General features: G+C 63.0%; 10 protein-coding genes and 1 pseudogene. 4 read left to right on the forward strand and 7 right to left on the reverse strand.

What is annotated here, in order from left to right; genetic code table 11:
• Nucleotides 1–14 precede the first annotated feature (14 nt).
• The 4 genes from guaA to AOP79_RS01730 are packed head-to-tail and all read right to left on the reverse strand — an operon-like array spanning nucleotide 15 to nucleotide 4,001.
• Entirely contained in the window at nucleotides 15–1,592 is a 1,578-nt protein-coding gene (gene guaA, locus AOP79_RS01715; RefSeq protein WP_062069840.1) for a glutamine-hydrolyzing GMP synthase, read from the reverse strand.
• On the reverse strand, nucleotides 1,589–1,957 hold the full coding sequence (locus AOP79_RS01720; protein ID WP_062069842.1) for a DUF3817 domain-containing protein: 369 nt from the start codon (nucleotides 1,955–1,957) through the stop codon (nucleotides 1,589–1,591). The genes guaA and AOP79_RS01720 overlap by 4 nt, the downstream gene beginning before the upstream one ends.
• Nucleotides 1,954–2,802, reverse strand: a complete 849-nt coding sequence (locus AOP79_RS01725) for an SURF1 family protein (protein ID WP_062069847.1) — start codon at nucleotides 2,800–2,802, stop codon at nucleotides 1,954–1,956. The genes AOP79_RS01720 and AOP79_RS01725 overlap by 4 nt, the downstream gene beginning before the upstream one ends.
• A complete protein-coding gene (locus AOP79_RS01730; protein WP_062069848.1) occupies nucleotides 2,799–4,001 on the reverse strand; it encodes a GGDEF domain-containing protein in 1,203 nt (400 codons plus the stop codon). Before AOP79_RS01730 ends, AOP79_RS01725 begins: the two co-directional genes overlap by 4 nt.
• Nucleotides 4,002–4,174: 173 nt before the next feature.
• Between AOP79_RS01730 and pta the strand changes: the two genes are divergently transcribed.
• The 3 genes from pta to AOP79_RS01745 all read left to right on the forward strand — a co-directional run bounded on the left by pta (nucleotide 4,175) and on the right by AOP79_RS01745 (nucleotide 9,280).
• Nucleotides 4,175–6,271 (forward strand): phosphate acetyltransferase, encoded by a 2,097-nt coding sequence (gene pta, locus AOP79_RS01735; protein WP_201774426.1) that lies wholly within the window; start codon nucleotides 4,175–4,177, stop codon nucleotides 6,269–6,271.
• Entirely contained in the window at nucleotides 6,268–7,410 is a 1,143-nt protein-coding gene (locus AOP79_RS01740) for an acetate kinase (protein WP_082093270.1), read from the forward strand. The genes pta and AOP79_RS01740 overlap by 4 nt, the downstream gene beginning before the upstream one ends.
• Before the next feature lie 64 nt (nucleotides 7,411–7,474).
• On the forward strand, nucleotides 7,475–9,280 hold the full coding sequence (locus AOP79_RS01745; protein WP_062069851.1) for an ABC-F family ATP-binding cassette domain-containing protein: 1,806 nt from the start codon (nucleotides 7,475–7,477) through the stop codon (nucleotides 9,278–9,280).
• A gap of 36 nt (nucleotides 9,281–9,316) precedes the next feature.
• Here the strand turns inward: AOP79_RS01745 and AOP79_RS01750 are convergent, their stop codons facing one another.
• Entirely contained in the window at nucleotides 9,317–10,501 is a 1,185-nt protein-coding gene (locus AOP79_RS01750; RefSeq protein ID WP_062069853.1) for an ABC transporter permease, read from the reverse strand.
• The gene (locus tag AOP79_RS01755; RefSeq protein WP_062069855.1) at nucleotides 10,498–11,415 is read right to left on the reverse strand and encodes an ABC transporter ATP-binding protein; all 918 of its coding nucleotides are present in this window, start codon (nucleotides 11,413–11,415) and stop codon (nucleotides 10,498–10,500) included. The genes AOP79_RS01750 and AOP79_RS01755 overlap by 4 nt, the downstream gene beginning before the upstream one ends.
• A gap of 253 nt (nucleotides 11,416–11,668) precedes the next feature.
• On the opposite strand from AOP79_RS01755, the pseudogene AOP79_RS01760 reads away from it, so the two are divergent.
• Nucleotides 11,669–14,031: pseudogene (locus AOP79_RS01760) on the forward strand (phosphoketolase family protein).
• 92 nt (nucleotides 14,032–14,123) lie between these two features.
• Here AOP79_RS01760 and AOP79_RS01765 read toward each other — a convergent pair.
• Nucleotides 14,124–15,173 (reverse strand): NAD(P)-dependent alcohol dehydrogenase, encoded by a 1,050-nt coding sequence (locus AOP79_RS01765; RefSeq protein ID WP_062070984.1) that lies wholly within the window; start codon nucleotides 15,171–15,173, stop codon nucleotides 14,124–14,126.
• Nucleotides 15,174–15,223 lie beyond the last annotated feature (50 nt).

Here is a 15,223-nt window from a genome sequence, read left to right on the forward strand (position 1 = left end):
TGACGCGACTCGCCTTACTCCCACTCGATGGTGCCTGGCGGCTTGCTGGTGACATCAAGCGTGACGCGGTTAACCTCAGGGACCTCATTGGTAATGCGGTTCGAGATGTGCGCGAGGGTCTCATAGGGCAGACGGGACCAGTCGGCTGTCATCGCATCCTCGGAAGAGACCGGACGCAGCACGATGGGGTGACCATAGGTACGGCCGTCCCCTTGGACACCGACAGAGCGGACATCCGCCAAGAGCACCACGGGGCACTGCCAAATCTCGTTGTCCAAACCGGCACGTGTGAGCTCTTCGCGAGCGATCGCATCGGCCCGGCGAAGGATCTCCAGACGTTCCCAGGTCACTTCACCGATGATGCGGATGCCCAATCCAGGCCCCGGGAACGGCTGGCGTCCCACGATCTCCTCAGGGATGCCGAGTTCACGGCCCACTGCGCGAACCTCGTCCTTGAACAGCGTCCGTAGCGGCTCCACAAGGGAGAACTGCAGGTCATCTGGGAGGCCTCCCACGTTGTGGTGGCTCTTGATGTTCGCAGCACCTTCGCCGCCGCCGGACTCAACAACGTCGGGGTATAGCGTTCCCTGCACGAGGAACTCGACGTCCTCGCCGTCGGCCCCTGCTTCCTCAACAACCTGGCGCGCAGCGTCCTCGAAGACACGGATAAATTCGCGGCCAATGATCTTGCGCTTGGTTTCCGGGTCAGACACGCCTGCGAGCGCGCTGAGGAAGCGCTCCTTCTCGTCACGGATGATGAGGCGCACACCGGTGGAGTCGACGAAGTCCTTCTCGATCTGCTCCACTTCCCCGGCTCGCATGAGCCCATGGTCGACGTGGATGCAGGTGAGCTGATCCCCGACCGCCTTCTGCACGATGGCCGCAGCAACGGCGGAGTCCACACCACCGGACAGTGCACAGATCACACGCTTGTCCCCGATCTGGGCGCGAATGCGCTCGACCTGTTCGTCGATGACGTTCTCACTGGTCCAGTCAGGCTTGAGGCCCGCGACGCGGAACAGGAAGTTCTCGATGGATTCCTGACCCAGCGGCGAGTGCTTGACCTCGGGGTGCCACTGCACGCCACACATCTTGCGCTCGAGGTTTTCGAAGGCCGCGACGGGGGCGCCCTCGGTCTGGGCCAGCACCGTGAAGCCTTCGGGCGCAGCGTGAACGGCGTCGCCGTGGCTCATCCACACGGTCTGCTCGACCGGGCTGCCTGCGAGCGCGGCACCCTGTTCCGCGACCTGCGCGGTGGTGCGGCCGTACTCACGGTTTCCGGTGTTGGCGACGTGGCCGCCCAGCACCTGTGCCATGGCCTGGAAGCCGTAGCAAATACCCATGACGGGCACGCCTGCGTCAAAGATCGCGGGGTCGATGTGCGGGGCGCCCTCGGCGTACACGGAGGACGGTCCGCCCGACAGGATGATGGCGGAAGGGTTTTTGGCGAGCATGCGTTCCGCACTCATGGAGTGGGGGACGATCTCGGAGTAGACGTTGGCTTCGCGAACGCGACGTGCAATCAACTGTGCGTATTGGGCGCCAAAGTCGACGACCAGAACTGGCCGATGCTCGGTGGGCTGGGCGGTCATGCGGCGGCCTCCTCGGCAACGGCGGGGTCGAGTTCGCGCGCGACGCGCTTTTCAATGAAGAAGGACAGCAGCGGGACCACGCCGCCCAAGAACATCGTGGCAAGGCGGCCGTATCCCCAGCGGGCCTGCATCCACAGCTGCATCACCGTGATGACGTAGACGATGTACACGAATCCGTGCACCTGGGCGAGGATCGAAAAACCCGACTCCCAGGACTCTGGAGGGTTGAACAGTGAGGTGTAGCGAAGCATCGCGAGGAACACGATGATCAGCAAGGTACCCGTGATCATGGCCATCACTTTGTAACGCTTGAGTGCGCCGGGGGTGACGGCCGATGCCGTGGTGGGCTTGGCAGGCTGGGTCACGAGGATCCTTCCTTCAGGGCGGGGTCAACGGCGCCCGCATCCGCGTCATCGGGAGCGGGCTGCACGCGTCCATTGTCCCGTATCCATCGCACCGCAATGAACGCGAAGAATGCCCCGAAGAGCCACCACTCGAGGGCATACGTAATGGACCGGAAGTTCACGTCGCGGTCGGGTTCGGGTTCAGGCATCGCGTTGAGGCCCTCTTCGGGCGTCTCGGCGATCAATGGTGCTGAGTAGAGCGGGCTCTCCCAGTGTTGTGCGAAGACAGCTGGTGACAGGGTGGGCGCCCAAAAAGCGCCGGCGACCTCACTGTCGGGAAGTTCACCAATCCCCGAGACGCCCTCGGATCCACGCACATACCCCGTGATGTCGGACGCAGGGTCCGGTGCCGGAAGGTCGTGGACCTCTTCGGGAGGAAGCCAGCCGACCACCACCGCAAGCGTGGCCTCTCCTCCCGTGCCAGTGGCGTCCGCGGAAACCGTATATGGACGCACGACCACCACCGCATCGGCCCCCTCAACGGTCCGGCCCGCGACGAGCGCGGCGTCCTCATCCGCCCAGCGACCCTCAGCAGTCACGCTCTTGCCAACTGCGCCGCCCGCACCCGTGGCGGGCTCAAACTCATCTGCGATCGGAACGGGATCACCAGTCGCAACGACCTCGCCAGTGGTAAAGCCTCGCGTCCATTGCCACAATCCGAGCGCCACGCACACCGTGATGACGATGATTCCGAGCACACTGACACCGGCGATCGTGCCCCACTTAATGTCGCCAGGCTTGCGGGCGCTCGACCCGCCGCCGTCCTGCCCGCCACTACCAGTGCTCACGGTGTCGCTGTTGCTCACGCCCCTGCCCCGCGGGGGTCTCGCCTATCTGCGGCCTGCGGCATCGGCTCGTTTTCTGTTGTCTCCGGCCACACGACACTCACCCGGTCTCGCCCTTCTTGCTTGGACTGATACAGCGCGTCGTCAGCTCGCTTGATCGCATGGTGGGCAGTACCCACATGCTCTCCTTCGGTGACGCCGATGGACACCGTAGCCCGGTGCACATGGTCCGCGCAGGTGATGTCATGTTCACCGATGGCACGACGTACTCGATCCATGGTGGCGGCAGCATCCTCCAACGCGGCATCGGGGAGCACAAAGATGAACTCCTCGCCACCCCATCGTCCCACGGAATCGGAGACCCTCATCTCTGCGCGAGCGCGCACCCCAAGCTCAGCCAAGACCGTGTCCCCACAGGAGTGACCGAACTCGTCATTGAGGTTCTTGAAGCGGTCCACATCTGCGATCGCCACACAGTAGGGGATGCCGTTGGGTGCCGACAAGGTCTCGAGAATCTCCAGAACCGGACGTCGCGTCGCCAGGCCCGTCAACGCATCAGTGTTTGCCAAGTACTCGGCTCGCATGGCGTTTTGCGCGGCAACCTTGCGCGCAAGCTCCGAGCGATAGTGAAAGACCGCCGCCAGCGTGAACAACAACAACGCCGTGGCTGCTGCCGCCACTGAGAACATGCCGTTGAGGACTGTGCGAGGCATCTCATACAACGCGCGCGACGCCGGCATCGTGAGTTGACACACCAAGAACGCAGTCAAGCTGATCGCCATCCACACCACGCGCCAGATGCGCTGCCGCTCCGTCAAAATCAAGTACAGCAATGGGGCCGCCGTCAGCAGGAACAGATGGACTCCCGCTTCCCAGCCCAAGTAGTACGACGAATAGACCATCTGCATCGCCGGCACAATCAACGCCACAAAAGCCGCCGCAAACTGATAGCCCAACCGCGCCAACACAATGCCGCCCAGGTACAGCGCGATCCACACGTTGTGCACCAAGATCAACGTGGACAAGCCTTGCGCATCAAAACTCAAGTAGAAGATGTCGTACGCAATAGTGAGCGAGAGGCACAACAGCAGGAATGCGTGCGCGCTCGCGACCGCGCGCCCTACCTCACCGGAGCGTCCACCAATCCGACGCTCCAGAAAGCGTGACACGACGGCAGCAAACGCGCCTCCAGAACGGTGAACGTGTCCCTCAGCAGCCATACGGCCTCGATTCCCTACAACGCACCCCTGCGTTGTTGTGCTTCCCCATTGGCACCCCTCCGCCAACCCTCAGATACACCAGCGTACGCAGTTGCCTGCATATCCTCCACCGGAAGCAGCACCTGGGACTACCGTCACAAGCGCACACCGTCCCAGCATGGAAGGATGGTGCCGTGGCTAGGAGCATCTACATCGCATCGGCAGAGGGCGACACGGGTAAGTCAACCGTCGCCCTAGGAATCACGACCTTGCTGGCACGCACAGCAGAACGGGTAGGCATCTTCCGTCCGGTGGCTCGTGTCGCGGACGGTTCAGACTTTGTCCTGGACTTACTGCTTGACCTCAACAGCGTCGGCCAGTCCTACGAGGACGCCGTGGGCGTCACCTATGAGGACGTGCACCGCGACACGGAGGCGGCACTCGCCACCATCGTGTCTCGCTACCGCGAGGTAGAGCGCCGATGCGACGTGGTTGTCATCGTCGGCACCGACTACACCGACGTCTCCGCTGCCGCAGAACTCGAATTCAATGGCCGGATCGCCGCCAACCTGGGCGCCCCCGTCGCCCTGGTCGTGCACGGCCGCGAGCGCACTCCCGACGAGGTTGGGCGCGTCGCCGAGCAGGCCCGCACTGAGTTGGTCAACTCACATGCGCGCGTCGCGGCAGTATTCGCCAACCGGTGCGACCCCGACCAGCTCGATGCAGTCCGCGCAAGCCTGCCCACGGACCTCGTCATGGGCGCACTTCCTGAGGACGCCCTCCTCCAGGCACCGCAACTAAGCGCACTGGCAGAAGCTGTCGACGGCACGCTCATCTCCGGCGATGCCACACTGTTGGCGCGCGAAGTGCGCAAGGTTCTGGTGGGCGCCATGTCCACCGAGCACTTGTTGAACCACCTCAAAGACGATGCCGTCGTCATCACTCCCGGCGACCGCACCGACGCTCTGATCGCCCTCCTGGCAGCCCACGCGGCCGAGGGTTTCCCCACACTGTCCGGCATCATCCTCAATGGCGGACACACCCCGCCGCCGCTGTTGATGGACCTCGTCGCGGGCTTCGGGTCACCGCTACCCGTGATCACCACAGAACTGGGAACATACGAGACCGCGCACCGCTGCTGGAACACTCGCGGCCGACTGTCACGCGAATCCGCAGTCAAGACGGACGTCGCCCTCAGCCTCTTTGAACGTCACATTGACCTCGAAGCACTCGCAAACCTTCTCGACGTCGCGGACACGCAAGTCGTCACACCGCTGATGTTCGAATACGACCTCCTGGTGCGCGCACGCAGCTCGCGCAAGCACATCGTCCTGCCGGAAGGTAGTGACGACCGCATCCTCCGCGCCGCATCTACGCTCCTCACCCGCGACGTCGTTGACCTCACGATCCTCGGCCCCGAAGCCCCCACCCGTCAGCGGGCCGCGGAGCTCGGTATCGATATTGATGCAGCCACCATCACCTCTCCCGAAGACCCCGAACTCGTGGAGCGCTTCGCACAGAAGTACGCGGACATTCGCTCCTCCAAGGGCGTCACCGTCGAACAGGCCCGCGAACTCGTGCAGGACGTCAGCTACTTCGGCACCATGATGGTCCTCGAAGGCCTTGCCGACGGCATGGTGTCAGGCGCAGCGCACACCACCGCCCACACCATCACCCCAGCGTTCCGCGTCATCAAGACCGCGCCCGACGTTGGCGTCGTCTCGTCCGTTTTCTTCATGTGCCTGTCCGACCGCGTTCTGGTCTACGGCGACTGCGCGGTGAACCCCGACCCCACCGCGGAACAGCTCGCCGACATCGCCATCTCCTCCGCGGAGACGGCCGCGCAGTTCCACATCGAACCCCGCGTCGCGATGCTGTCATACTCCACCGGCGAGTCAGGATCCGGACAAGATGTCGACAAGGTCCGCGAAGCCACCCGCATCGTCCGGGAGCGCCGCCCCGACCTCCTCGTCGACGGCCCAATGCAATACGATGCCGCCGTGGAGCCTTCCGTTGCCGCATCAAAGGCACCCAACTCCCCCGTTGCCGGTCAAGCCACCGTGCTGGTGTTCCCCGACCTGAACACCGGAAACAACACGTACAAGGCTGTGCAACGCTCGGCAGGCGCCGTCGCCGTCGGCCCCGTCCTGCAGGGTCTCCGCCAACCCGTCAACGACTTGTCCCGCGGGGCACTCGTCCAAGACATCGTCAACACTGTCGCGATCACCGCGATCCAAGCACAAGGCCTTGAGGACAAGAAGAACCTCGCCGCCAAGGAGGACAACGCGTGAGCGCGAACATCGATGGGATCGCACTGGTCCTCAACTGTGGATCCAGTTCCATCAAGTACCAGGTGGTTGACACCACCCGCGAGGAGCCTCTGGCTGTTGGCCTCGTAGAGCGCGTGACGGACCACAGAGAGGGCGTACAGGAGGTCATTGCGTCGCTCAACGCCCCCGGTTCAGGTGTGAACGTTGCAGACATCACTGTGGTGGGTCACCGAGTTCTTCACGGTGGCGAGGAATTCTCTGCACCAACGATCATCGACGACGCCGTCGAACGCACCATCACCCGGCTAGCCCCACTCGGCCCTCTTCACATTCCTGCGAACCTCGCGGGAATCTCTGCCGCACGAGCGGCCTTCCCGCACCTTCACCACGTCGCAATCTTCGACACCGCCTTCCACGCGACGCTCCCGGAAGCTGCCTACACCTACGCCATCGACCGCGACATCGCCGCGACCTACGGCGTCCGCCGCTACGGCTTCCACGGCACCTCACACGCCTACGTCTCCCGCGAGACCGCGCGGCTCATGGACCGTCCCGTCGAGGACGTCAACACCATCGTGTTGCACCTCGGCAATGGAGCATCGGCCTGCGCCGTTGCCGGTGGCGTCTCCGTAGACACGTCCATGGGTCTCACGCCGCTCGAGGGCCTCGTCATGGGCACCCGGACCGGCGACATTGATGCCGCAGTCGTCACCCACCTGGCCCGCACCGCGGGCATGAGCGTCGACGACATCGACACACTGCTCAACCGCAAGTCCGGCATGGTCGGCCTCACCGGATTCTCGGACATGCGCGACGTCAATGCCGCCATCGCAGACGGCTCCCACGAGGCCACTGTCGCCATGGAGGTCTACTGCCGGCGCATCCGCGGCTACGTGGGCCAGTACTACGCACAGTTGGGCCACCTCGACGCCATCACCTTCACCGCAGGGGTAGGAGAGAACGACGCCGTCGTCCGCGCTGGCTCGCTAGCAGGCCTCGAAGAACTGGGCATCAAGATCGACGAAACGCGCAACACCACCCGCTCCAAGGGCGCGCGCCTGATCAGCACCGATGACTCGCGCATTCAGGTGTGGGTGATTCCCACCAACGAAGAGCGTGAAATTGCTACGCAGTCCATCGCTGCTGCTGCCGCTGGGTAGCAGCCAGCACTTGGCGCAGGTGCCCGCGCACCCGAGACAGCGCGCAGGCACCTACCCTTGACAGGTGGCTCATCTCATTGGCGCGCAAGGCGTCCACCTGGACTTCGGCACCGGCACGGTGCTTGACGACATCACCATTGGTTTGGAAGACGGCAATCGCATTGGCATTGTCGGCGCTAACGGTGCTGGTAAGTCGTCTCTCATGGCGATCTTGGCGGGACGGCTGGAACCTCACGGTGGCTTTGTCACCACGTCGCGCGGTACCACCGTGAGTGTGTTGGACCAGTCGGACCACGTCGATGGGTCGTTGACCGTTGTCGAGGCGATCGTGGGCGATGCGGACACGCATGAGTGGGCATCGGACCCTCGCGTCCGCGACATCATGTCTGGCTTGGTGCCGGACCTACCGGCCGATGCCATTGTGGGGAACCTCTCTGGTGGACAACAGCGTCGCGTCGCTCTCGCGCACGTATTGGTGGGCGAACACGATGTTGTCTTTCTGGACGAGCCGACGAACCACCTCGATGTTGATGGCGTGGCGTGGCTTGCCGAGCACTTGAATCGCCGTTGGGCCAGGGGTCGTGGCGCCCTTGCCGTTGTCACGCACGACCGGTGGTTCCTCGACGCTGTCACCACTGACACGTGGGAAGTGCACGACGCTACGCTTGATCAGTACGAGGGCGGCTATGCGGCGTACGTGCTGCAACGCGTCGAGCGCGACCGGATTGCGGCAGCCACGGAGTCCAAGCGCCAGAACCTGATGCGCAAGGAACTCGCGTGGCTACAGCGCGGTGCTCCTGCCCGGACGTCGAAGCCTAAGTTCCGTATTGACGCCGCCAACACATTGATTGCTGATGTGCCCCCGGTGCGCGACAAGGTTCAACTTGCCCGCATGGCGGCTTCGCGCCTCGGCAAAGATGTCGTGGAACTCATCCGCTGCTCGGTGTCGTACCCCACTGTCGATGGCGGCACCCGTGAGGTGCTCAGCGAGGTGGATTGGAACATCGGTCCTGGTGAGCGCACGGGCATCCTGGGTACGAATGGTGCCGGTAAGTCGACGTTGCTGAAACTCATTACCGGCGATCTTGAGCCGACCTCGGGCCGAGTCAAGACGGGCAAGACCGTTCGCGTCGCGACGTTGTCGCAGCAGCTCGCCGAGTTGGACGATGTGGCCGAGGAGCGCGTCTCGGCGCTGGTCAAGCGCTACCGCTACATTGAGCTCTCCGATGGTTCGGACATGACGCCCACCCAGTTGCTGGAGCGTCTGGGCTTCACGAGTGCGCAACTCAAGACCCAGGTGGGACGCCTCTCCGGTGGCCAACGCCGCCGCCTCCAGTTGCTGATGGTGCTGCTCACGGAACCCAACGTTCTGGTGCTGGATGAGCCCACCAACGACCTCGACACCGACGTGCTGGCGGCGATGGAAGATCTGCTCGATTCGTGGCCCGGCACCTTGTTGGTGGTCAGTCACGATCGCTACTTGCTGGAGCGCGTCACGGATCAGCAATACGCAGTTGTGGATGGCGGCCTCCGCCACCTTCCGGGCGGCATTGACGAGTACGTGAACCTCACTCGCGAGCGCCGGGCTGGGGCTGGTGGTGTGGGCACGTTTGGTTCGGGAGCGGCCGATGCTGGTGCGAGTTCGGTGTCTGGCGCCGAGCGTCGCGCTCTTGAAAAGGAACTGTCGGCGGTGGAGCGTCGCATCAAGCGCCTCGACCGGGATGCGGCCGCGGTACACAAGAAGATGGCCGATCACGACCAGAGCGACTTCGAGGCGCTGGGCGAGATGAACAAGCAGCTGAAGGACTTTGCTGACGAGACGTCGCAACTCGAGGAGCGCTGGCTGGAACTCTCCGAGACTCTCAGTTAGAGCGCGCTCCCACCTGCACTATCCATGCCTGGTGTATCAGCCGCGTGCAAAGGCCTCACGGAACTTCATTCGCCCGCCCGTGTTGAGCACGGCGCCGGCGTAAACCTTGCCTGCAATCCACGTCAGAATCGGGATCGTGACCAGGCAGATTCCGATCGCCAATACTGTCTCCCCGGTACTGATGGTGCCGAAGGCGGCGCGCATCGGGACCAGGAACGGCGCGAAGAACGGCACCTGCGTCAACACTGTGGTGGCGACACCATCGGGGTTGTTCGGCACTAGGTAGATCGACAGGTAGAGCGGCACCATCATGAGGAACATCATGGGGGTCGTCACTGCGCCGATGTCCTCCTGCCGCGACACCAAAGCCGCGATGCCGCCAAAGAACACCGTGTAGATCGCGAATCCGAGCAGGAACCAGATCACAAAGTTCGCGACCAAGGGCCCTGCTTCCATGTCGAGCGTGGTGAAGAGGTCCAGGTACCAGCCGGCAAACAAGAGCGGTATCAGCATGGTGGCGGCTTGCACGAGCGAGTACAGCCCCACTCCCAGGACCTTGCCACCCAACAGTGTCGCCGGCTTCACGGTGGCCAGAAGAATTTCCACGACCCGCGAGGACTTCTCCTCCACCACGCCCATCATGATTACGGAGGCACTCTGGATCAGCACAAAGAACAGCAGCAGGATCACCACCATGCCGGCAAAGAACTGGCCTGAGTCAAATTCTCCTGAGTCCCCCACGATGGTGATACTCGGGACTGCTTGAGCGATGGCTTCGCTGACCTCTGCCGTATCGCCGCCAAGGTCGGTCAGAGCCCGGTCTAGCACCATGTCTCGGCTAGCGTCGCTTGCGATCGACATCACTTCTTCGTCGGCGTCCTCCAGGTACAGCACTGGTTGAGCGGCCGGGCCCACGAGGATTGCTGTGGTGCCGTCAGGCAGTTCCAGATCCTCATCCGGAGTCTCACCAAGGTCGGTGGCATTGACGGGCTCGAAGACCACAAGGGCGTTACGCGCCTGTGCTTCGGCTTCCAGATAGGGGATCAGCGTTTCTGCGCCCGGGCCTACTTCGACAAGTTTGGCGTCTTCCTCTTCGGACAGGAACGGCTTGGCGATCAACGCACCGCCGATCACGAGCACGATGGTGATGGCGGACACGATCAGGTTCGCTTTGGCGAAGGTGCGTGTGCGGAATTCACGCTGGGCGATGAGCCACATCATGCTGCGACCTCCTGCTCGTTGACGACGCCTTCAAACAGATCAGTGAGCGACGGACGGACTGGCGTGAACTCGCTCACCACCCCTACGGACAGAGCCGATGCCACGACGGCTTGGGCGGCATCGTCGCGTTCGGCTTTAACCAACCACGCACCGGGGCCGTCGGGTTCGACGGTGACTCCGGGCCATTGGGCAATGCGACCATCGGCCCAGCCTGCTGGCATGGTTCCGGACAGCCGCCACTGACGTTGCTCGGTTGCGCGCAGTTCGTCGATGCTTCCCAACGCCACCAGGCGACCGTCCTTGACGATGCCCACCCGGTCACACATACGCTCCACCAGTTCGAGTTGGTGGGAAGAGAAGATCACGGGGACCCCGGCATCGGCTTGGCCTCGCAAAACTTCACTCATGACGCGCACGGCGACGGGGTCAAGTCCAGAGAACGGCTCATCGAGTACAAGAATGTCCGGCTCATGGACCAAGGCGGAGGCCAGTTGGACACGCTGCTGATTGCCAAGAGACAGCTTTTCGACTTCGTCTCCGCGGCGGTGGTCAACTCCCAGCACTTCAGTCCAGTGCTCCGTCGCACGGTGCGCTTCCGTCGCACTCAGCCCGTGGAGACGGGCCAGGTAAGTCAACTGCTCGCCGACCTTCATCCGCGGATAGAGTCCACGCTCTTCCGGCATGTAGCCGATGCGTCGGCGTACTTTCAGATCAATGCTGTCCCCGTTCCACCGCACAGCCCCCGCATCTGCGTTGAGGACGCCCAGGATTATGCGCATTGTGGTGGTTTTGCCTGCTCCGTTGGAGCCCACAAAGCCAAAGATCTCACCTGCCGGAACGGTGAACGACACACCGTCGAGCGCGCGGACTTCCCCATAGGACTTGGTCAAGGAGTCAATTTCTAGCGCTGACACTGCGCCCCCATTTCTGCCGGTCTCCACTGAGCGTGCGCACCCACTGTAACGACGCCCTGCGGGGTGAGCCATCATCCGCGGGAATGATCCGCGGCTTTCACCGTGCGGGTTGGCGTCCAAGGTGGAATTCTGTTGACGATGGTGTTCCCCAATCATGGAGGCAAGCATGAGCACGTGGATGTCCCGGACTGCCGAATCAGCAACAGATCAAGAGATTGAGGCGATCGACAAGTGGTGGCGTGCCACGAACTACATGTCCATTGGCCAAATTTATTTGCTCGACAACCCACTGCTGCGTGAGCCGCTGAGCCGCGACCATGTGAAGCCGCGGCTTGTGGGGCACTGGGGCACCACGCCCGGCCTGAACTTCCTCTACGCACACCTGAACCGCATGATTCGCGCACGCCACCAGCCCACGATCTATGTCACAGGCCCTGGCCACGGCGGTCCCGGTTTGGTGGCGTCGAGCTTCCTCGACGGCACGTACACGGAGACCTACCCCCACATCTCTACTGATGAGGAAGGCCTCAAGCGACTGTTCACGCAGTTCTCCTTCCCGGGTGGAATCCCGTCACACGTGGCCCCGAGACTCCTGGCTCGATTCACGAGGGCGGCGAACTCGGGTATTCGCTGTCTCATGCGTACGGTGCTGCCTTCAACAACCCGGACCTCCTGGTGGCGGCCGTTGTCGGCGATGGTGAGGCCGAGACTGGCCCGCTCGCCACCAGTTGGCACTCCAACAAGTTCATCAATCCCGCCACCGATGGTGTGGTGCTGCCGATCCTGCACCTGAACGGGTACAAGATCGCCAACCCCACGGTGCTTGCCCGCATCGGCGATGACGAGCTTGAGGCGCTGATGCGCGGCTACGGCCACACCCCACACATGTTTGTCGCCGGGTTCGACGAAGAACCTCACGCTTCCATTCACGCCCGCTTTGCGGCGATGGTCGACGACGTCATGGACGAGATTGCCGCGATCAAGGAGGAGGCGGCGAGCAATCCGGATATGCCGCGCCCCGCATGGCCGATGATCGTGTTCCGCACGCCGAAGGGGTGGACGTGCCCGCCCGAGATTGATGATGAGGTCACCGAGGGCTCGTGGCGCGCTCACCAAGTGCCGCTGTCCAATGCGCGCGACACAGATGCGCACCTGCAGACCCTCGAGGACTGGCTGCGGTCCTACGATCCCGACGACCTCTTCGACGATGGCGGCGCCCCGTATGCCGCCACTCGGGCTATCGCCCCTGAAGGCGAACTACGCATGTCAGCACGCCCCGAAACCAACGGTGGGCTGGTCCTCCGCGATCTGGTGATGCCGGACTTCCGAGACTTTGCCGTCGACGTCCCCAACCCCGGCTCAGGCCCGGTCGAGGCGACACGTCAACTCGGCGAGTTCCTCCGCGCCGTCATGGAAGCCAATATGGACAACTTCCGCATCTTCGCCCCCGATGAGCTGGCATCGAACCGGCTCCAGGCAGTGCTCGAGGTGACCGACAAAGTCTGGGAGGGCGAGCGCGAGGACGACGGCACGCACACCGCAGCCTCGGGGCAGGTTGTCGAGATGCTTTCCGAGCACCAATGCCAGGGCTGGTTGGAGGGCTACCTCCTGACTGGGCGGCACGGACTGTTCACGTCGTATGAGGCGTTCATTCACATCATCGACTCGATGTTCAACCAGCACGCCAAGTGGCTCAAGGTCTCCCGGGAACTCCCCTGGCGCCGGCCCATTGCCTCGCTGAACTACTTGTTGTCCAGCCACGTGTGGCGCCAAGACCACAATGGCTTCTCACATCAGGACCCCGGCTTCATCGATCACGTCGTGAACAAGAAGGCCGAAGTAGTGCGGGTCTACCTCCCCGCCGACGCCAACACGTTGCTGTCGACCTACGACCACTGCTTGCGTTCCCGGGACTACGTGAACGTCGTGATCGCAGGCAAGCAGCCCGCCCCACAGTGGCTCACCATGGAGCAGGCAGAGGACCACTGCACACGCGGTCTGGGGATCTGGGACTTCGCTTCCAACGTCGAGACAGGCGAAGAACCCGACGTGGTGATGGCCGCGGCAGGGGACGTGCCGACGCTAGAGATTCTTGCGGCCATCGACATCATTCGTCACGAACTTCCCGACCTGAAAGTTCGCATGATCAACGTCGTCGACCTCATGCGTCTCCAACCGGAAGGCGAGCACCCGCACGGCATGAGCGACCAAGCCTTCGATCAACTCTTCACCACGGACAAGCCCATCATCTTCAACTATCACGGCTACCCGTGGCTCATCCACCGCCTCACTTACCGCCGCACCGGTCACGAAAATCTGCACGTCCGTGGCTTCAAGGAGGAGGGCACCACCACGACGCCCTTTGATATGGCGATGCTCAACGACATCGACCGGTTCCACTTGGTGATGGACGTCATCGACCGAGTCCCGGGCCTAGGGACGCGGGCGGCGCTACTGCGTCAACGGCTCTCAGACCAGCGTTTGGCGGCGCGCCGCTATGCGCGCGTTCACGGCGCAGATCTTCCGGAGGTAGCGAACTGGGTGTGGCCCGATGCCGGGGCTGAGACCCGCGAGGCTATGGCCGGCACACAGGACACTGGAGGAGACAACGAGTAGTCGTCCACGTCGAGCACGACGACAGACGTGACGGAGGGCCGATGCGCGGGTAGTCACATCGGCCCTCCGTCACGTAGTCGCGAGAAACGCTCCTAGGAGTGCGGCACAACGACCGCGCGGCCCAGGATCTCCTGGTTGATGAGCTTCTCGTAGGCGGTCAGGGCCTCGTCCATGGTGAAAGTCGTGATGTCCATGGTGATGTGGCCATCGCGGTAGAGCATCGCTACCTCGTGGAGGTCCTCGATGGTTCCCCAATACGTGTTGGTCAGGATCGACTCGTAGGGGGTGGTGAAGAAGTTCCACTCCACCGAGCCATTGGCGATACCCGCAACGGTCACCGAACCCTGAATGGCGACTACTGCGCGCGCTAACTCGATGGTGGAGGTGATGCCGACGAAGTCAAAGACCGCATTGACGCCGGTCCCGCCAGTAATCTCGCGAATGCGCTCAGCCTGACCCTCACCGCCAGCCACCGTGACAGCGCCGTTGGCCTCGGCCGCCGCCATCGCATCTTCCTTCATGTCCGTGGCGATGACCGTGGCACCAGTGATCGCCTTGAGGATCTGAACGGCAACCTGACCCAAGCCACCGAGTCCAATCACGAGCGCGTAGCGACCGCCACCCACCAGGTGAGGAGCCGCATTCTTGATCGCGTGATAGGGCGTCAGCCCAGCATCAGCCAGTGGCGCAGCAGCAATGGGGTCGGCGTCGCCGAGCGCGACCAGATTGCGTGCAGGAACCACCATGTACTCCGCCATACCACCATCGCGTCCGAGCCCGATCGCAGCATACGGATTGGTGTACTGGTTCTCACAGTAGGTGTCCTGGCCGCGCGAACAGGCGGCGCACATGCCGCACCCAATCGGGCCATAGACAAGGTATGCCTCGCCCCGATTGACACCGAGGACGCCTTCGCCAACTTCCTCGACCCAACCGGAGCTCTCGTGCCCCAGCGTGTACTCCGGTGCCATGAGTTTTGCAGTCGGCAGCGCGTCGTCATAATCCTGAAAAACGGAAACGTCTGAATGGCACGCCCCTGCGCCAGCCACCTTCAATAAGACTTCACCGGGGCCAGGAGTGGGCCGCTCAATGTCCTTGAGCACAGGAGGGTTGTGCCATGCTTCAAATCGTAGAGCCTTCATCAGAGTCATCCATCCTCCGCGGGGGAAGATTCCGCAAAGCGGACATGCCT

The organism is Demequina sediminicola, assembly GCF_000975055.1.
In the GTDB taxonomy this organism is placed as follows: domain Bacteria; phylum Actinomycetota; class Actinomycetes; order Actinomycetales; family Demequinaceae; genus Demequina; species Demequina sediminicola.